This window comes from Tsukamurella sp. 1534 (assembly GCF_000312385.1).
GTDB lineage: Bacteria > Actinomycetota > Actinomycetes > Mycobacteriales > Mycobacteriaceae > Tsukamurella.
Window position 1 is genome coordinate 439,909 of record NZ_HE997626.1, and the last position, 17,830, is coordinate 457,738.

Annotated in this window: 16 protein-coding genes; 4 read left to right on the top strand and 12 right to left on the bottom strand. The window is 70.9% G+C overall.

The window, feature by feature from the left end:
• Positions 1-33: 33 nt before the first annotated feature.
• Genes BN39_RS02200 through BN39_RS02210 form a run of 3 tightly spaced genes read right to left on the bottom strand, consistent with a single transcriptional unit; the run spans position 34 to position 3,715 of the window.
• Positions 34-1,506: a DUF6350 family protein gene (locus BN39_RS02200; protein ID WP_148281395.1), complete on the bottom strand. Its 1,473-nt coding sequence runs from the start codon at positions 1,504-1,506 to the stop codon at positions 34-36.
• Between the two features lie 55 nt (positions 1,507-1,561).
• On the bottom strand, positions 1,562-2,758 hold the full coding sequence (locus BN39_RS23375; RefSeq protein WP_019200720.1) for a DUF5336 domain-containing protein: 1,197 nt from the start codon (positions 2,756-2,758) through the stop codon (positions 1,562-1,564).
• Positions 2,759-2,815: 57 nt separating this feature from the next.
• Positions 2,816-3,715: a LysR family transcriptional regulator gene (locus tag BN39_RS02210; RefSeq protein ID WP_019200721.1), complete on the bottom strand. Its 900-nt coding sequence runs from the start codon at positions 3,713-3,715 to the stop codon at positions 2,816-2,818.
• A gap of 73 nt (positions 3,716-3,788) precedes the next feature.
• Here BN39_RS02210 and BN39_RS02215 point away from each other — a divergent pair, with 73 nt between their 5' ends.
• Positions 3,789-5,027 (top strand): MFS transporter, encoded by a 1,239-nt coding sequence (locus BN39_RS02215; RefSeq protein WP_019200722.1) that lies wholly within the window; start codon positions 3,789-3,791, stop codon positions 5,025-5,027.
• A 33-nt stretch (positions 5,028-5,060) separates the two neighbouring features.
• Here the strand turns inward: BN39_RS02215 and sucD are convergent, their stop codons facing one another.
• Positions 5,061-5,963, bottom strand: a complete 903-nt coding sequence (gene sucD, locus BN39_RS02220) for a succinate--CoA ligase subunit alpha (RefSeq protein ID WP_019200723.1) — start codon at positions 5,961-5,963, stop codon at positions 5,061-5,063.
• Positions 5,964-5,979: 16 nt separating this feature from the next.
• The gene (sucC, locus tag BN39_RS02225) at positions 5,980-7,143 is read right to left on the bottom strand and encodes an ADP-forming succinate--CoA ligase subunit beta (protein ID WP_019200724.1); all 1,164 of its coding nucleotides are present in this window, start codon (positions 7,141-7,143) and stop codon (positions 5,980-5,982) included.
• A gap of 365 nt (positions 7,144-7,508) precedes the next feature.
• Here sucC and BN39_RS02230 point away from each other — a divergent pair, with 365 nt between their 5' ends.
• Positions 7,509-8,291, top strand: a complete 783-nt coding sequence (locus BN39_RS02230; protein ID WP_019200725.1) for an LppX_LprAFG lipoprotein — start codon at positions 7,509-7,511, stop codon at positions 8,289-8,291.
• Positions 8,292-8,346: 55 nt separating this feature from the next.
• Positions 8,347-8,727, top strand: coding sequence for a DUF4189 domain-containing protein (locus tag BN39_RS02235; RefSeq protein ID WP_019200726.1), 381 nt, complete (start codon positions 8,347-8,349; stop codon positions 8,725-8,727).
• A gap of 256 nt (positions 8,728-8,983) precedes the next feature.
• On the opposite strand, the gene BN39_RS22010 is transcribed toward BN39_RS02235, so the two are convergent.
• Positions 8,984-10,159: a hypothetical protein gene (locus tag BN39_RS22010; protein ID WP_019200727.1), complete on the bottom strand. Its 1,176-nt coding sequence runs from the start codon at positions 10,157-10,159 to the stop codon at positions 8,984-8,986.
• Positions 10,160-10,168: 9 nt separating this feature from the next.
• Entirely contained in the window at positions 10,169-11,305 is a 1,137-nt protein-coding gene (locus BN39_RS02245; protein ID WP_148281396.1) for a hypothetical protein, read from the bottom strand.
• A gap of 137 nt (positions 11,306-11,442) precedes the next feature.
• On the opposite strand from BN39_RS02245, the gene BN39_RS02250 reads away from it, so the two are divergent.
• Positions 11,443-11,778 carry a DUF4333 domain-containing protein gene (locus BN39_RS02250; RefSeq protein WP_019200729.1) on the top strand — a complete coding sequence of 112 codons (336 nt, stop codon included), beginning with the start codon at positions 11,443-11,445 and terminating at the stop codon, positions 11,776-11,778.
• Positions 11,779-11,793: 15 nt separating this feature from the next.
• Here BN39_RS02250 and BN39_RS02255 read toward each other — a convergent pair whose 3' ends face one another.
• Genes BN39_RS02255 through BN39_RS02275 form a run of 5 tightly spaced genes read right to left on the bottom strand, consistent with a single transcriptional unit; the run spans position 11,794 to position 17,830 of the window.
• A complete protein-coding gene (locus tag BN39_RS02255; RefSeq protein ID WP_019200730.1) occupies positions 11,794-13,656 on the bottom strand; it encodes an acetoacetate--CoA ligase in 1,863 nt (620 codons plus the stop codon).
• A gap of 5 nt (positions 13,657-13,661) precedes the next feature.
• Positions 13,662-15,287 carry an AMP-binding protein gene (locus BN39_RS02260; RefSeq protein WP_019200731.1) on the bottom strand — a complete coding sequence of 542 codons (1,626 nt, stop codon included), beginning with the start codon at positions 15,285-15,287 and terminating at the stop codon, positions 13,662-13,664.
• A gap of 51 nt (positions 15,288-15,338) precedes the next feature.
• Entirely contained in the window at positions 15,339-16,181 is an 843-nt protein-coding gene (locus BN39_RS02265) for a CoA ester lyase (RefSeq protein ID WP_019200732.1), read from the bottom strand.
• Entirely contained in the window at positions 16,182-16,685 is a 504-nt protein-coding gene (locus BN39_RS02270; RefSeq protein ID WP_019200733.1) for a MaoC family dehydratase, read from the bottom strand.
• The gene (locus BN39_RS02275; protein WP_019200734.1) at positions 16,682-17,830 is read right to left on the bottom strand and encodes an acyl-CoA dehydrogenase family protein; all 1,149 of its coding nucleotides are present in this window, start codon (positions 17,828-17,830) and stop codon (positions 16,682-16,684) included. Before BN39_RS02275 ends, BN39_RS02270 begins: the two co-directional genes overlap by 4 nt.

A 17,830-nucleotide genomic window follows, 5' to 3' on the forward strand; every position in this document is an offset into this window, starting at 1 on the left:
GATACGCGATCAGCCTAACGCCGCCGGTTCGGGCTACTGCCCGAAGGTGTAGCTGTCGAGCTCCTCGATGTCCGCTATGGACCGATCGCGGTGCGGCCCGGTGCGGCGCTGGACGGGCCGCACCTCCTGGGTGGGCTCGTCGGCGAGCGCGTCGAAATCGCCGGTGTCGGCGTGCGGATCGTCCTCCGCGGGAGCGTCTTCCACACCCTCCGCGGCGTCCGGGTGGCCCGTGCCCTCCCGGTCGACGGGGTCGAACTCCACCGTCGGGGCGGTGGCGACCTCCTCGTCCACCGCGTCGGCCTCGTCGGCGTACGTGGTGTAGCCCGACGGTGCCTGCTCCTCGGCCCGGCGGGCGGCGCGGACCGCGCTGGAGTCGCCGAACTGCTGGATCACGAGGGCGGCGAGGACCCCGACGAGGCCGATCCACGCGAGAGTGAACAGGAACAGCTGCGGGATGTCGGCGCCGGCGTAGCCGAAGCCGCCGAGGGCGCCGCCGGCGATCCACGCCGCCGCGGTGAACCCGGCCGCGGTGAGCAGCGCGGTGACGCCCACCTCCCGGACGGTGGGGCCGAGGTCGAGGGAGCGGGCGGCGCACCGTCGGCCCACCTGGACGGCCACGACGGCCGGCACGGCGAGCAGCGGCAGCAGGTACCACGGGGACGCGCCCTGCGGGAGCACCGCGAGGATCGGGACGGCCGGGGCGCGGCCGGGGGCCGCGGAGAACAGGCTCGCCGAGATGGGGCCCAGCTGCACGCCCACACCGAGCGGGAGGGCGGCGGCGCCGATCGCCACGTTGGGCAGGTAGAGCAGCGACAGGACCACCAGCGAGATCATGCCGACGGCGTCGTTGCCGGAGCGGATCAGTTCCAGGACGGTCTGCCACTGCCAGGCCAGCCGCACCACGACGATGGCGAGGCCCACGGCCCCGAACGCGAGAAGGGCGCGGCCGGCGAGCTTCGCGCAGTCGTCGACCCAGGTGGGGATGCGCAGGAAGTGGGCGGCGTCGCCCCAGTACGCAGGCGCGAGCCCGAGGAGGGCGCCGCCGAGGTGCACCGCCACGGTGCACAGGAAGGCGGTGAGCGGCGGCGGGGTGCCGATGGTGAACCGGCCGGCCGCGTCGTTGACGACGGCGAGGGCGATCGCGGTGACGAGCGCCGGACCGGCGATGGCGCAGAGCAGCACGGACCGGAGTTCTGCGAAGCTCCTGCCGGTGCCGCCCGCCCGGCGGGCGGCCCGGGCGACGCCCGCGACCAGCGCGACGGTGGGCACGAGCGGCAGGACGCCGAGGGTGATGTCGCTGACGGTGACCGGCACCTGGTGCACGGCGAGCCAGAGCCCCGCGACGGTGGGGGTGATGGCGGAGAAGCCGGTGGCCGAGGTGCCGAGCACGATCGCGCTCAGCACCAGCGCCGTGGCCAGCGTGATCAGCGCCGGCCCGAAGGCCATGACGAACAGTGGCCGGGTCTCGCTCGAGCCCGGCCCGGCGGCGCGCGCTGAGTCACTCATCTAGACCACTGTGCATGTTCAGCGGGTGATAGTGGATCAGGCGCGCCGCGCGGGATCAGTTCTGCTGCGGCTTGTCGCCCTCGTCGGCCGAGTGCGCGCCGTGCACCGGGTTCGACGGTGCGCCGAACGCCTGGGTGCTCGGGGCGTTGCCGAACGCAGTGGTCACCTCGTCGCCCGACGCCGAGGCGCCCGGGTTCGACGGTGCGTTCGCCGGGGTGGACGGGACGCCGGGGGTCGAGTAGCCCGGGGTGGACGGCGCCGACGGGGTCGAGGGCACCGACGGTGCGCTCGGCGTGGACGGCGTGTAGCCGCCGTAGCTCGGCCACTGCGACTGGGCCGACGGGTTGGACGGCGACGACGTGGACGCCGGGTCCTGCTGCGCGGCCGGGGCCTGCGCGACCTCGGTGGCGCCGGCGACGGGGGCCTGCGGGGTGTCGGTGGCCGGGGTGGCGGCGGCACCCGCCGCGGCGGTGGCGGTCGCGTCCGCGGTGTCGGCTTGGTCGGCGGGGTTGGCGATGACGCCCGAGTCCACGAGGACCAATGCGATGGCCGCGGCGGCGGTCAGCAGCGCGAAGACCAGCGCGATCCAGAAGCCGTAGGCGAGGTTCTCCCAGGCGAAGAGCCCGGCCAGCAGCGTGAGGAAGCCCGCGGTCGCGAGGGCCGCGGCCGGGGTCCGGCCGGTGTTGCCCTTGGAGATGAGGCTCAGGCCCGCGGCGATGCCGGCGGCCAGGGCCAGGGTCAGCGAGAACAGCGCCTGATGCTCGAAGCCGTCGGCGGTGCGGGTGATGGAGCCGCTGCCCAGCGGGGAGGTCACGGTGATGGACGCGAAGTCCAGGAACGCGAGGAGGAAGGTGATCACGCCGAGGGCGGCGGTGGCGATGGACAGCACGAGCGCCAGGTCCAGAGGCTTCGACGGTGCCGCGGGCGCCTGCTGCTGGTAGCCGCCGTACTGCTGCTGGCCGTAGCCCTGCTGCGGGTAGCCCTGGTACTGCTGCTGCGGGTAGCCCTGGCCGTAGCCCGGCTGGCCGTACCCCTGCTGGCCCTGCTGGCCGTAATCGGGCTGGGCCTGCTGCGGCGGCTGGCCGTAGGGCTGCTGGCCGAAGCCCGGCTGACCGCCCGGCTGACCGACCGGCTGGCCGTATCCCTGCTGGCTGTAGTCCGGCTGGCCCTGCTGCGCGGGCTGGCCGTAGCCCTGCTGGCCGTAGCCCCCCTGGCCCGGCTGCTGGCCGTAGCCTCCACCTGAGTAGGTCATGTCCGTCTCTCCCCGAAATGTCGACTCGGTCCCCGCGGGGACCAGTACCTCACCACCCTATACACCCGAACCTGCGAATCCGCTGTTCACCTCAGGAAGAACGCTGTCCACGACGGTCAACAAAGCCCTGGCAGCGGGGCTGGGGAGCGTCGCGTGCGCGAGCAACTGGATGCGGGTGGGACCGTCGACGAGGGGCACCGTCGCGAGGCCGGCACCGTCGGGCACGGTGGCGGGGGCGGCGACGCCGACGCACAGCCCGGCCGCGACGAGGTCGAGCATGGTCTCGGACCGGTCCACCTCGAACGCGACGGTGCGCCGCACCCCGGCCCGCTCGAAGGCGACATCGGACTCCGCGCGGCCGGCGCCGCCCACGGGGTAGTCGGCGAACGGATGCTCGGCGGCCTCGGCCAGGGTGAGCGGACCGTCGACCGCACGGGCTGCGGGCACGACGAGCGCGAGCTCGTCGAAGGCGAGGCGGCGCGCGACCACACCCGCGGTGGAGAACCCTTCGGGGACGCCGAGCAGCGCCACGTCGAGGCAGCCCCGCCGCACGTCGTCGATGAGCACCTCACTGGCGCCGGAGCGCATCCGCACCACCGCGTCGGGATACGCGCCGCGGTACCGGCGAAGCACGTCGACCACGCCGAAGGCGGTGAACGTGGGGATGGTGCCGACGGTGACGGTGCCCCGGACGTCGCCGAGGGTCGCGGCCACCTCGTCGACGGCGCGGTCGGCGGCCGCGAGGGCGGCGCGGGCCTGCGGGAGGAACGCCTCGCCGGCGGCGGTGAGCCGGACCGAGCGGTTGGTGCGGTCGAAGAGGCGGGCGCCGAGTTCGCGTTCGAGCGCCGCGACCTGGTGGCTCAGCGCGGACTGCACCACGTGACAGCGCTGTGCGGCGCGGGTGAAGTTGAGCGTCTCCGCGACCGCGATCACGGAGCGCAGCTGCCGGAGCTCCATGCATCTCCCTCATCGATCATTCCATCGAAACAATACGTTGTACTCATGATCGACGGGCGGCGATCATCGAGGGATGACGATGACCGCCACGCCGCCCACGGTGCGCCCCGGCCTGCTCCGCCTGATGGCGCTGGCGACGGGGCTGTCGGTGGCCGGGAACTATCTGGCCCACCCGATCCTCGGGCTGCTGCAGGAGCGGCTGGCGATGTCCGAGACCGCCGCGGGGATGCTGGTCACCGCGGCGCAGGCGGGATACGCCGTCGGCCTGGTGCTGCTGGTCCCCCTGGCCGATGCGGTCCGCCGCCGGCCGCTCGCGCTGGCGCTGCTGCTGGTGACGGCGCTCGCGCTGATCGCTGCGGGCTCGGCGCCCGCCGGCCCGGTTCTGCTCGCGGCATCCACGCTGGCAGCCGTGACCTCGGTGGGCGCGCAGGTGATCGTGCCGTACGCGGCGGAGCTGGCGGGGCCGCGCGAGCAGGCGCACGCGGTGGGCGTGGTGATGAGCGGGCTGGTGCTGGGGACGATCGTGAGCCGCTTCGCCTCCGGCGTCCTCTCCGATCTGGCGGGGTGGCGCGCGCCCTACTTCGCGCTCGCCGCGATGCTCGTCCTCGTCGCAGCGGCCCTGTCCCGGTCGCTCCCCCGGCACGATCCTGGCCGTGAGGGCATCGACGCGGCGGGGTACCGGAGGCTGCTGGGGTCGATGGCGGGGCTGATCCGGGAGCTGCCGGTGCTGCGGCTGCGGTCGGTGCTCGTCGGGCTGGCTCTCGCGTCGTTCATGGTGCAGGGCGCGGCGGTGACGTTCCTCCTGGCGGGCCCGCGGTACGGCTGGGCGCCGTCGGCGATCGGCGCCATCGGCCTGCTGGGCGCGGTGGGCGCCCTCTCGGCGTCGCGGATCGGCCGGCTCGTGGACCGCGGCCACGGACCGTCGATGACGATCGGCGGCCTGGCGCTGCAGGCGGCGGGGTGGCTGGTGATGATCCCCGCGGGCGGCGCCGTCGGACCGCCCGCGCTGATCCTCGGCCTGGTACTGCTCGGCGTGGGCCAGCAGGCCGCGCTGAATTCCTCTCAGGCGGTGGTGTTCTCGCTGCGACCCGAGGCGCGCGGGCGGATCAACGCGGTGTTCATGGGCACGTTCTTCCTCGGCGGCACACTGGGCTCCGCGGCGACGGCGGCGCTGTGGCCGCTCGCGGGATGGACCGGCGAGTGCGTGCTGGGCGCGGGCCTCGCGGCCGCGGCGCTCGTGCTGTACCTGGCGTTCCGGGGCCTGGAGGGCGCACAGTCGGGCCGCTGTCACGGGACGACCCCGCCACCCTGAGGGCGGCGGGGTCGCGAACCGAGTTGTGGTGCGTTACAGCGACTGCAGGATCTCGCGGGCGAGAGCGGCGGTCTCGGACGGGGTCTTGCCCACCTTGACGCCGGCGGCCTCGAGGGCCTCCTTCTTCGCTGCGGCCGTGCCCGAGGAGCCCGAGACGATGGCGCCGGCGTGGCCCATGGTCTTGCCCTCGGGAGCGGTGAAGCCCGCGACGTAGCCCACGACGGGCTTGCTGACGTTCGCCTTGATGTAATCGGCCGCGCGCTCCTCGGCGTCGCCGCCGATCTCGCCGATCATGACGATCACCTTGGTGTTCGGGTCCTGCTCGAACGCCTCGATGGCGTCGATGTGGGTGGTGCCGATCACCGGGTCGCCGCCGATGCCGATGGCGGTCGAGAAACCGAAATCGCGGAGCTCGTACATCATCTGGTACGTCAGGGTGCCCGACTTCGACACCAGGCCGACGGGGCCGGTGCCGGTGATGTTGGCCGGGGTGATGCCGACGAGGGCCTCGCCCGGGGTGATGATGCCGGGGCAGTTCGGGCCGATGATGCGGGTCTTACCGCCCTTGTCCACGTTGTAGGCCCACGCGAACGCGGAGTCCTGCACCGGGATTCCCTCGGTGATCACGACGAGCAGCGGGATCTCCGCGTCGATCGCCTCCACGATGGCGTCCTTGGAGAAGGCCGGGGGCACGAACGCGATGGAGACGTCCGCGCCGGTCTTCTCCATCGCCTCGGCGACGGAACCGAAGACGGGGAGCTCGATCTCGTTGCCGTCCTTGGCGGTGTGCTTCACGGTGGTGCCGGCCTTGCGCGCGTTGACGCCGCCGACCACGTTGGTGCCGGCCTTGAGCATGAGCGCGGTGTGCTTGGTGCCCTCGCCGCCGGTGATGCCCTGGACGATGACCTTCGAGTCCTTGGTCAGGAAGATAGCCATTTTTCTGTTGTCTCCCTTACTTGTTCGCCAGCTCGGCGGCCTTGTCGGCGCCTTCGTCCATGGTCTCGGCCAGCGTCACCAGCGGGTGGTTCGCGTCGGCCAGGATCTTGCGACCCTCCTCGACCTTGTTGCCGTCGAGGCGCACGACGAGCGGCTTGGAGGCCGTGTCGCCGAGGGTGTTCAGGGCGCCGACGATGCCGTTGGCGACCGCGTCGCAGGCGGTGATGCCGCCGAAGACGTTCACGAAGACGCTCTTGACCTGTGCGTCGCCGAGGATCACGTCGAGGCCCGCGGCCATGACCTCGGCCGAGGCGCCGCCGCCGATGTCGAGGAAGTTGGCCGGCTTGACGCCGCCGTGGTTCTCACCGGCGTAGGCGACCACGTCCAGCGTCGACATGACGAGGCCGGCGCCGTTGCCGATGACGCCCACCTGGCCGTCGAGCTTGACGTAGTTGAGGTCGTTCTCCTTGGCCTTGAGCTCGAGCGGGTCGGTGGACCCGGCGTCGGCGAAGGCCTCGTGATCGGGGTGGCGGAAGTCCGCGTTCTCGTCGAGCGACACCTTGCCGTCGAGGGCGAGGATCTGGTCGTCGGGGGTGCGGACCAGCGGGTTGACCTCCACCAGGGTGGCGTCCTCGGCGACGAAGACCTCCCACAGCTTCTGGATGGTCACGGCCGCGGCGTCGAGCACCTCGGCGGGCAGCTTGCCCTTCTCGGCGATCTCGCGGGCCAGCGCGAGGTCGACGCCCTTGGTGGCGTCCACGGCGACCTTGGCCAGCGCGTCGGGGTTCTCCTCGGCGGTGACCTCGATCTCGACGCCGCCCTCGACGGAGCACATCGCGAGGTAGGTGCGGTTCGCGCGGTCGAGCAGGAAGGAGATGTAGTACTCCTCGGCGATGTCGCTCGCCTCGGCGACCAGGAGCTTCTTGACGACGTGGCCCTTGATGTCCAGGCCCAGGATGTCGTTCGCGTAGCGCTCCGCGTCGTCCGGCGTCGCGGCGTACTTGACGCCACCGGCCTTACCGCGGCCGCCCACCTTCACCTGCGCCTTGACCATCACCGGCTTGCCGACTTCTTCGGCGATAGCGCGGGCGTCAGCGACGTTGTCCGTCACGCGGCCCGCCGAGGTCGGCACGCCGTGCTTGACGAACAGTTCCTTCGCTTGGTATTCGAAGAGATCCATCAGCTCACCATCTGTCTGGTTACTCGGTCCAACCCGCTCGACCACGGGTTCGGCCTCGACTCTATGCCTCCACGCATTCTTTGCTGCGAGGACCCTTGACAAATGACGTATGTCACGTGATGCGATCCACGCAGCAGGCGCGCAACGGGGTGTGACCTGGGGCGATGCCCCGATCTTACCTACTGGTCAGTAGCTTCTGCGGGGCGCGGGGATTCGGGCGACCGAGCCCGGTTGGCAGGCCGACGGGGCGTGCCCGGCCCAGGCCGACGGGGCGAGGCGGCCCCGGGCGATTCAGGCCGTCGCAAGTCCGGCTTAAGCGCCTTCACCGACTGTTACCGCAGTCCCCAGTGAAGGAGCCAGTACCCATGAAACCCACCCGCCCCGTGCTCGCCGCCGTGTCCGCGGCAGCGGCCCTCACCGTCGCCCTCACCGGCTGCTCCGACAAGGGCGGTGACTCGGCGGACGCGGGTGCCGCCACCGCATCCGCCTCGAACGTCGACGCGCCCGCGCTCGTCACCGCCGCGTCGGAGGCCGCGAAGAAGGTCACCAGCGTCCACTTCACCGTGGCCGTGGACGGGAAGGTGCCCAACATGCCGGTCACCGCGGTCGACGGTGACCTCAACGTCACGCCCGCCACGCAGGCGAAGGGCACCGCGACCATCGACATCGGAGGGAAGTCCGAGGGCCGGTTCACCTACCTCGACGGCACGATGTACGCCGCGATCCTGGGCGACAGGTACGTCGACTACGGCGACGGTGCGTCGATCTACGACGTGTCCGCGCTGTTCGACGCCGAGAAGGGCGTGCCCAACATCCTCGCGACGATGACCGGCGCGACCGCGGTCGGCGAGGAGACGATCGACGGACAGAAGACCACCAAGGTCTCCGGCACCGTGCCCGCCACCGAGATCGCGAGCATCACCGGTTCACGCGTGGCGCCCGATAAGAGCGTCCCGGTGCCGACGACCGCGTGGATCCAGCCGTCGGGCGATAAGCAGCTGGTTCGTCTGCAGGTGAAGCCCTCCGACGCCGGCTCCATCACGCTCACCTTCTCGAAATGGGGCGAGAGGGTGACGGTCACCAAGCCCGAGGTCAGCCCCGTCGAGCCGACCGACAAGCCCGGGGCCGGCGAGGCACTCCCGCGCTGACCCTCCAGTCCTGTTCCTCGTTCCTTCCCTGCTCGTTCCCCTGAAAGGCGTTGTCATGAAGACCATCTCGAAGAAGGCGATCGTCGCCGCCGTCGCCACCGCGAGCGTCGCGGGCGGCATCCAGATCGCGGCCGCCCCCGCCGCGAACGCCGCCGTCAACTACGGCGCGATCGCCGTCTCCTCGAACGGCGCCACCGGCCGCTCGTGGGACTACCCCACCGCCGGCGCCGCGCAGCGGGCCGCGCTGGCCTCCTGCGGCTACGGAAGCTGCAAGGTACTGGCCTCGTTCGCCAACGGGTGCGGCGCCGTGGCGCAGACCCGCTACCGGTTCCAGGGCGGCACCGGCCGCTCGCTCTACGCGGCGCAGCGCAGCGCCATCTCGCTGTCCGGTGGCGGCTCGATCATGTCCTGGCAGTGCACCTCCGGCCATCTGTGATCCGTGGCGGAGGGCACGCGCCGCGTCGTGGCCCGGGTGGGTACTTTCCGGCGCCGGCATCGACGGCGGCCCGTTCCCGCGACATCGAGTCCTTCCCGCGATCGTGAGCTGTTCCCGCGCAGCCGCGAGCGGTCTCCCGCGACAGCGAGTTGTTCCCGCGATCGCCATGGCGATCGCGGGAACGGCGGTGTGTAGCGGGAAGCGGCGGACACGTCGCGGGAAGTGCACCGTGCCGCGGGAGCCGAGTCGATGAACGTCAGGCCAAGTCGCGCAGAAGGAGGTAGCCGGCAGAGGTCACCTGGCGCACCCGCTCCTTCTGTTGGTCGGAGTACTCGGCGACGTAGCGGCCCTGGCTCACGTAACACGTGGCGCGCGTGACCATCTCGATCGTCCCTTTCACCGCGTAGGTACGGCACTTGGCGGAGGGCAGCCCGTCGATCGAGAACTCGGCGGACTGTTCCTCCTTACTCAGCAACCTGCTCGCGGCGTCCACGAAGCGCTGGGCGCCGGAATCGTCACGCGCTCGGTACACCGCGTTGCGGCCGATGCCCACCAGGTCGATACCCGAGTCCTCGAGCAGGCGGGCCGTCGCGAGCGGGTCCGTGTCCCAGTGCAGCGGGGCGCGCCCCTCACGGAACCCGTACTCCAGCGTCAGCTTTCCCTGCTCAAGGGGGTCCGGAGTCACCGTGTGACTCACGATGTCGTCCTTGTCCGCGGGCAGCGAATCGAGAGTGTCCGCGCCGGGCGACGTGTAGCCGGCCAAGAGGTCACGCTGCTTGTCGACCGCGACCACGGCGTGATCGCGGGACTTCGCGGCGTCGGCTACGCCCGAGCGCACCACGATCAGGTGCGGCCCCACGGCCGCCATGATCGCGTACACGGTGTTCGGCCGCGACGACGTCGGGTCGCGCTTGGTCGCGACGATGTCGGTGCGGTCCCCGATGCGCTCGGCGCCGGCGCCGACCCTCGTGCGATGGTCGTCGAGTGCGCCGCGCGCCGCGGCCTCGTCGTTCATGCGGAGCACGGCGACGGACAGCCCCTCGCGCTGCCCCGGCGCGTCGTTGCTTCTACCGGAGACGAATCCGTAGAGCATCCCTCGACGTCCGATCGCGTCGGCGTCCGCACCGTCGACGACATCGGACAGGTTCGAGGATTGCGCGGCTGCCCGCACGCCGAAGGATTCGAGCTTCACGTAGGTGGGGTCCACATCCCAGGCGTACAGGGTCTTCTCCGCGAGGATGTTGGCCGCGAGCACATCCTGCTGATCCTTCGAGGTCTCCACCTTCCGAGGCTTCGTCGATATGCCCCCGGCATCCAGGGTGACGAGCGGGTCGTTCGGGTCCGGCACGGCCGTCCCCTCCACGACAGTGCTGCAACCCGCGGTGAGCGACGCCACCACGGCGATCGTGAGCGCGGCATTCCATCGACCCATGTTCTCCTCCTATGGATTCCGTGTCAGGATCACCCATTGTGCGGCCGCGGCCCGACGAGCGAAGTCGAGATCGCCCGCGGGGACCCAGGCGTAATAGCGGCCCACGACCAGTTCGCAGAACGGGTCACCCCCTGCGCGGGTGTAGCAGCCCACCGCGTCGCCGAGCTGAGGCACGCCCACGGCGGGCGTGATCGACGGGTTCCGCGCCCGATCCGGGCGGAGGCCCCGTGCCGCGGCCTCGTCGCGCGCGCGGTACACGCGGCCGACGTTCCACCCGACGGCGTCGACGCCGGCCGCGCGCAATCGTTGCACGCCTTCCGGATCCGCGACACGACGTTCGTACATCGGCACCGTCAACGCCCCGATCCAGCGCAGCACGTCCTCGGGCGCGGTGGTCTCCGCGACGGTCCGACGGAGGACTCCCGCCGGATCCACGGGAACCCGGCGGAGGGCTCCCTCGGGCGTGGGCGTGAACGCGCGCAACGCAGGCAACTGGCGGGCGAACGTCCTCCCCGCGAGCTCTGCGGCGGCGGCCGTGTCGCGCGCCCGCGCATGCACGTGCACCACGAGGGACTCGACGGAGACGAACGCGTCGACGACACCCGGCGCGGACTCCACGGCAGCGGCACCGGACACACCGGGAACCGTGACGCGCGGGCTCCCCCGCTGTTCGTACCCCTCGGAGTCCAGGACCTGGTCCGCGACGGCCGAATCGTGGAACCGGTAGAGCCCCACACGAAGTTCGCGAGCGGAACCCGTCGGGCGGTCCGCCCTCGCGACGGATACTCCGACCTTCATCCTGCTCAGCGGCGATCGCAGGCCTTCGGGGACGGCGGTCACCTCCAGGCTGTGCAGCGCGGGTGCGGCCTCCTGGCCGGGCACCTCCGCGGCGAGGCCCGGATCCACCTCCGACGGGAGGACGACCTGCTCCAGCATCCGGTTGCCCTCGACGATCCAGACGGAATCGGCTTCCTGGCCTACGGGCGCGGGATCGGTGCGGAAACCGCTCGTGTCCAAACCCACGGGAACCGGGGGCGCGGACGAGGATGAGACCGAGGACGGTGCCGTCGCCACGCCTTCGATCGTTGTCCCGCAGGCGGTCACGGCGGCCGCGACCACGGCGATCACAACCAGGGCGCGTTTCACACGTCGTATTGTGCCCGAATCGGCCCTCCCCTGCGACGCTCCGCACCTGCATCCCAATCCCCCGTTAACCGCGCGCCAAGTCGGGGCACCGAGTTTGTGGCGAGTGAGTTCCGTACGCATCGACCGATAGGAGTGCCGTGTCCGCTCATCACCTTCGCGCAGCATCCACCCTCGCCGCGCTGGCCGTGGTGGCCTGCGGGTGCACCGTGTCAGCAGAGGTCACCTCCGGCACGCCGACCCCGTCGACGGTCCCGGCGTCGAGCATCGCCTCCGACACCGCGAAGCGACTGGCGGAGAAGTTCGGAGCGGAGCCGGACTCGGTCGTCTGCGCCGGCGGACTCCGCCGCGAGGTCGGCGCCACCCAGCGGTGCACGCTCACCAAGGACGGCGACGAGCTCGGCATGACCATCACCGCCACCGCCGTCAACGGCGACGGCTCGGTGGACTACGACGTGAAGGTCGACGAACGCTAGCGGACCTTCCGTCCCCTACCAGGCGTGGGAGCGGCCCTGCTCCTCGTACCAGGCGAGCAGGTCCGGGTCGTCGACGGACTTGGGGTCCACGCTCACGTCCCGACCGGCGAGCATGCCGGTCACGGGGATCTCCAGCTTCTTGCCCGTGCGGGTGTGCGGAATTCCGGGGGCGAGGATCACCTCGTCGGGCACGTGCCGCGGGGAGAGCCGGGTCTTGACGTCCGTGCGGATGCGCTGGACCAGATCGTCGGTCATCTCCGCGCCGGGGATCAGGGTGAGGAACAGCGGCATCCAGTACTTGGCGTCGGGCCCGTCGACGCCCACGACCATCGCCTCGGCGACCTCGTCGACGGCCTCGACCACCTCGTAGATGTCCGCCGAACCCATGCGGATGCCGTTGCGGTTCAACGTCGCATCGCTGCGGCCGTGGATGGTGACCGAGCCGCGGTCGGTGAGTTCCACCCAGTCCCCGTGCCGCCACAGGTTCTCGGCGATCCCGTCGGTCCACTGGTGCTCGAAATAGGCGCCGCGGTACTTCGCCCCGTCGGGATCGTTCCAGAACCGGATCGGCATGGACGGCATGGGCTGCGTGATCACCATCTCGCCCACCTCCCCGACGAGCGGCGTGCGGTCCGGCGCCCAGGACTCGAGCGCGCAGCCCAGGTACCGGACGGTGAGCTCGCCCGGCACGTGCGGGACGGACGCGGTGCCGCCGCAGAACGCGCTGCACACGTCGGTGCCCCCGGACACGGAGCTCACCGGAAGCCCCTGCGCCACATGCTCGTCCACCCACACGAACAGGTCGGGCGCCAGCGGCGAGCCGGTGCTGCCGATGGTCTTGAGCACCAGGCGGTGATCGGTGCCCGGGTTCAGGCCGGCCTTGCGGGACGCCTGCAGCTGCCCCGGGCTGGTGCCGAAGAAGGTGACCTCCTCGTCCTCGCAGACCTGCCACAGCCGGTCGGCGGTCGGCGCGAGCGGGTGCCCGGAGAACGTGACCACCGTTGCGCCCACGAGCAGGCCCGCCACCTGGTAGTTCCACATCATCCAGCTCAGCGCCGTGTGCCAGAAGAACACGTCGCCCGGGCCGATCTCGTTGTGCAGGCCCAGAACCTTCACGTGCTCGATCAGGATGCCGCCGTGGCCCTGGACGATGCCCTTGGGCTTGCCGGTGGTGCCCGAGCTGAACAGCACCCACAGGGGGTGGTCGAACGGCACCTGTACAGGCTGGAGCTCCGGCGTCTCGGCCGTCGGCTCCGGCAGCTCCGTGATCACGTGCGACGCGGGCACGTTCAGCAGACCGGCGAGCTCGGCTGTGTCGGCGCGCTTGTCCACGTCCTTCTCGCCGAACCGGTATCCGTCGCGGGCGAACAGCACCGTCGGCTCCAGCTGCGCCATGCGGCCCGCGGCACCCTCCGGCGCGTAGTCCTGCCCGCAGCCCGACCAGATCGCCCCCAGCGACGCGGTCGCGAGGAACGCGATCACGGCGAACGGCTCGTCGGGCAGGTACGCCGCCACGGTGTCACCCACGCCGACACCCAGCGACCGCAACAGCTCGGCGGTGGCCGACACCCGCGCCGGCAGCTCGGACCACGGGATCTCCACGCGCGTACCGTCGTCCGAGAGACCGACGATCGCGTTGCCGGGGAGGCCGGCGTACTTCAACACCCGGTCGACGTAGTTCAGGCGCACCTCGGGGAACCACCGGGCGCCGGGCATCCGCCGCGCCTCCAGCACCGGCCCGGTGCGCTCGCCCAGCTCGAAGAAGTCCCAGACATCGCCCCAGAACGCCTCCGGCTCTTCGACGGAGTACCGGAACACGGCGTCGTAGTCGCCGGTCGGGACGCCGGCGAACTCGGCGAACCTGTCGATCGAATGCATGCCTTCTACTCTCCCAATCCCAGCAGGTTCACGGACTCCTCGCGCATCTGCACCTTACGGATCTTGCCCGACACGGTCATGGGGAACTCGCTGACCACATGGACGTACCGTGGGATCTTGTGCCGGGCGATCTTGCCCTCCGCGAAGGCCCTGAGGTCGTCGGCGGTGAATCCCTCGACGCCGTCGCGCAACCGGATCCACGCCATGAGTTCCTCGCCGTACTTCTCGTCCGGCACGCCGATCACCTGGGCGTCCAGGATGTCCGGGTGGGTGTAGAGGAACTCCTCGATCTCACGGGGGTAGATGTTCTCGCCGCCGCGGATCACCATGTCCTTGATCCTGCCGGTGATCCGCACGTAGCCGTTCTCGTCCATGGTGGCCAGGTCGCCGGTGTGCATCCAACCGTCGGCGTCGATCGCCTCGGCCGTCTTCTCCGCGTTGTTCCAGTAGCCCTTCATGACCGAGTAACCGCGCGTGCAGAATTCGCCCACCTCACCGCGCGGCACCTCGGTGCCGTCGATCGGGTCCACCACCTTGACCTCCAGGTGCGGCCCCACCCGCCCGACGGTGCCGACGCGCAACTCCAGCGCGTCGTCGGTGCGGGTCTGGGTGGACACCGGCGACGTCTCCGTCATGCCGTAACAGATCGACACCTCACGCATGCCCATCCGATCGACCACCTTGCGCATGACCTCCTCCGGGCACGGCGATCCCGCCATGATCCCGGTGCGCAGGCTGGACAGGTCGTAGTCGTCGAATTCGGCGAGGGCCAGTTCCGCGATGAACATGGTGGGCACGCCGTAGAGGCTGGTGCACTGCTCCGCGGCGACGGCGGCGAGCGCGTCCTGCGGCACGAACGCCGGGCCGGGGATCACCATCGCGGCGCCGTGCGTGATGGCCGCGAGGTTGCCCATCACCATGCCGAAGCAGTGGTAGAAGGGCACCGGGATGCAGATCGCGTCCTTCTCCGTGTAGTCCAGCAGCTCGCCCACGAGGTACCCGTTGTTGAGGATGTTGGCGTGGGTGAGCGTGGCGCCCTTCGGGAATCCGGTCGTGCCCGAGGTGTACTGGATGTTGATCGGGTCGTCGGCGGTCAGCTCGTCGCCCAGGTCGGCGAGCGCGCCGACCTCGTCCTCCGTCGGGGCGGCGAGGTAGCCCTCCCACGCCTCGGAGCCGAACGTGACCACGTCGCGCAGCTCGGGCGCCTCGGGGCGGGCGGCTTCGACCATCGCCGCGTACTCGGAGGTCTTGAACGCCGTCATCGTGAACACGGCGACGATCCCCGACTGGTTCAGCGCGTACTCCAGCTCGCGCTGCCGGTACGACGGGTTGAGATTCACCAGGATCACCCCCGCGAGGGCGGTGCCGAACTGGACGATCACCCACTCCGGGGTGTTGGGCGCCCACACACCCACCCGATCGCCCGGCCGGATCCCGTTGCGCAGCAGCCCCGCCGCGAACGCGCGCGAGTCGGCGAGCAGTTCCTCGTAGGTCCAGCGGCGGCCGGTGGGCACATCGACGAGCGCGGTACGGTCACCGAACCGGTCCGCCGTCATCTCGAGTTGGGCGCCGATGGTGCAGGTGAGCAGCGCGGGTTCGGCGTCCCCGCGGTCGTAGGACGGGCTGGTCATGGCGGGCTCCTTCGGAAGGCGGGATCGACGGGGTCTGTCGGCGCGGGCGGTCTACTCGGCTCTACCGATGATCGCGCGGGCCTGGGCGAGCAGCGGGGCGTCGATCATCCGACCGCGCACCTGGTAGACGCCGTTGTTCCCGGCCTCCGCCTCGAGCACCTCGCGGGCCCAGGCGATCTCGTCGTCCGTGGGTCGGTAGGCGGCGCGGATGACGGCCACCTGCGAGGGGTGGATGCACACGGTGGCGGCGAAGCCGAGGGCCACGGCGTCCTCCGCCTCGGCGGCGAGCCCCTCGGTGTCGGCGATGTCGATGTGCACCGCGTCGAACGCCGGCTTGCCGTGCGCTGCGGCAGCGAGCGCGGTCGCCGAGCGCACGTGCCGCGGCACGTCGCGGTACGTGGAATCGGCGAAGCGGGAGGAGCGGCCGCCCATCGCGGCCACCAGATCCTCGGCGCCCCACATGAGCCCGATGCAGCGCGGGTGCGCCGCGATCTCGGTGACGTTCACCGCGCCGAGCGGGGTCTCGATGAGCGCGATCACCTGCAGCCCGTCCACCTGGGCCAGCCGGTCCAGCTGGTGCGCCGATTCCGTCTTGGCGAGCATCACCACGCGGTACGCGGTGCGCCGCAGCGCCTCGATGTCCTCGGCGAAGTCGTGGGTACCGAAGGCGTTGACCCGCACGATGGTCCGCGCCGGATCGAGGTCGTTGTCGATCAGCGCCTCGCGCGCCGCGGGCCGCGCGTCGGCGGTCACGGCGTCCTCGAGGTCGAGGATCACCGCGTCGGCCCGCTCCGCGGCCTTGGCGTACCGCTCGGGGCGGTCGGCGGGGCAGAACAGGATCGCCGGGCCCGGCGGCCGCCAGGCCGGGGCGTTCAGGTCCTCATGGTGGTGCACCTACGCCTCCTCGCCCGACGGTGCCTTGCGCACCAGGGTGGAGCGCTCCGCGACGGCGACCACGGCGCCGTCCTGGTTGCGCGCCACGTGGCGCAGGTTGACGATGCCCTCCCCCGGGCGGGACTTCGATTCCCGCTTGCCGGTGCACAGGGTCTCGGCGTACAGCGTGTCGCCGGCGAACACCGGGGCGGGGAAGGCGATCTCGGAGAAGCCGAGGTTCGCCACCAGGGTCCCCTGGGTGAGCTGGGCGACGGACAGCCCCACGAGGGTGGAGAGCGTGTACATCGAGTTCACCAGGCGCTCGCCGCCGAAGCCCGGCTGCTGCGACGCCCAGTGCGCGTCGAGGTGCAGCGCCTGGGTGTTCATCGTGAGCTTGGTGAACAGCACGTTGTCGGCCTCGGTGACGGTGACGCCGGGGCGGTGCTCGTAGAGCACGCCGTCCTCGAACTCGTCGAACCACAGGCCGCGCTGGGTGACGCGCTTCGTGGGCTCGGGCACGTTCATGAGTTCAGCCCCAGCGAGCGCGCGATCAGCATGAGCTGCACCTCGGTGGTGCCCTCGCCGATCTCCAGGATCTTCGAGTCGCGGTAGTGCCGCGCCACGGGGTACTCGTTCATGAAGCCGTAGCCGCCGTGGATCTGCGTGGCCATGCGCGCGTTGTCCATCGCCGCCTCGGAGGAGATCATCTTGGCGATGGCCGCCTCCTTCTTGAACGGCTTTCCGGCCAGCATGAGACGGGCCGCCTCGTAGTAGGCGACGCGGGACGTGTGCGCCCGCGCCTCCATCCGCGCGATCGCGAAGGCGATGGACTGGAACTCGCCGATCGGCTTACCGAACGCGTTGCGCTCCTTGGCGTACTTCACCGACTCGTCGACGCAGCCCTGCGCCGCGCCGGTGGCGACGGCGGCGATGGCGATGCGGCCCTCGTCGAGGATCGACAGGAAGTTCGCGTAGCCGCGGCCCTCCTCGCCCAGCAGGTTCTCCTGGGGCACGCGCACGTCCGAGAAGCTCAGCGGGTGGGTGTCGGAGGCGTTCCAGCCGACCTTGTTGTAGGCGGGCTCCACGGTGAAGCCGGGGGTTCCGCTGGGCACGATGATCGTGGAGATCTGCTTGCGGCCGTCCGGCTTGGTGCCGGTCACCGCGGTCACGGTCACCAGGCTGGTGATGTCCGTGCCGGAGTTGGTGATGAACTGCTTGGAGCCGTTGATCACCCACGAATCGCCATCGCGCTTGGCCGTGGTGGCGGTGCCCGAGGCGTCGGAACCGCAGCCCGGCTCGGTGAGGCCGAAGCCCGCGAGGTTCTCGCCGGCGGCGAGGCTGGGCAGGTACTTCTGCTTCTGTTCCTCGGTGCCGAACTTGTAGATCGGCATGGCCCCCAGGCCGACGCCGGCCTCCACCGTCATCGCGACCGACTGGTCGACGCGGCCCAGCTCCTCAAGCGCGAGGGCCAGGGCGAAGTAGTCGCCGCCCATCCCGCCGTACTCCTCGGGGAAGGGCAGGCCGAACAGGCCCATCTGGCCCATCTGCTTCACGACCTCGTAGGGGAACGAGTGCTCCTCGTCGTGCTTGGCGGAGACCGGAGCCACCACCTGGTTCGCGAAGTCGCGCACCGTGTCCCGGAGGTCGGCGTATTCGCTGGTCAGTTCCAT

Coding starts and splice junctions, on each gene's coding strand:
- BN39_RS02200 (WP_148281395.1), bottom strand. CDS start 1,506: ATGAGTGACTCAGCGCGCGCCGCCGGGCCGGGCTCGAGCGAGACCCGG.
- BN39_RS23375 (WP_019200720.1), bottom strand. CDS start 2,758: ATGACCTACTCAGGTGGAGGCTACGGCCAGCAGCCGGGCCAGGGGGGC.
- BN39_RS02210 (WP_019200721.1), bottom strand. CDS start 3,715: ATGGAGCTCCGGCAGCTGCGCTCCGTGATCGCGGTCGCGGAGACGCTC.
- BN39_RS02215 (WP_019200722.1), top strand. CDS start 3,789: ATGACGATGACCGCCACGCCGCCCACGGTGCGCCCCGGCCTGCTCCGC.
- sucD (WP_019200723.1), bottom strand. CDS start 5,963: ATGGCTATCTTCCTGACCAAGGACTCGAAGGTCATCGTCCAGGGCATC.
- sucC (WP_019200724.1), bottom strand. CDS start 7,143: ATGGATCTCTTCGAATACCAAGCGAAGGAACTGTTCGTCAAGCACGGC.
- BN39_RS02230 (WP_019200725.1), top strand. CDS start 7,509: ATGAAACCCACCCGCCCCGTGCTCGCCGCCGTGTCCGCGGCAGCGGCC.
- BN39_RS02235 (WP_019200726.1), top strand. CDS start 8,347: ATGAAGACCATCTCGAAGAAGGCGATCGTCGCCGCCGTCGCCACCGCG.
- BN39_RS22010 (WP_019200727.1), bottom strand. CDS start 10,159: ATGGGTCGATGGAATGCCGCGCTCACGATCGCCGTGGTGGCGTCGCTC.
- BN39_RS02255 (WP_019200730.1), bottom strand. CDS start 13,656: ATGCATTCGATCGACAGGTTCGCCGAGTTCGCCGGCGTCCCGACCGGC.
- BN39_RS02260 (WP_019200731.1), bottom strand. CDS start 15,287: ATGACCAGCCCGTCCTACGACCGCGGGGACGCCGAACCCGCGCTGCTC.
- BN39_RS02270 (WP_019200733.1), bottom strand. CDS start 16,685: ATGAACGTGCCCGAGCCCACGAAGCGCGTCACCCAGCGCGGCCTGTGG.
- BN39_RS02275 (WP_019200734.1), bottom strand. CDS start 17,830: ATGGAACTGACCAGCGAATACGCCGACCTCCGGGACACGGTGCGCGAC.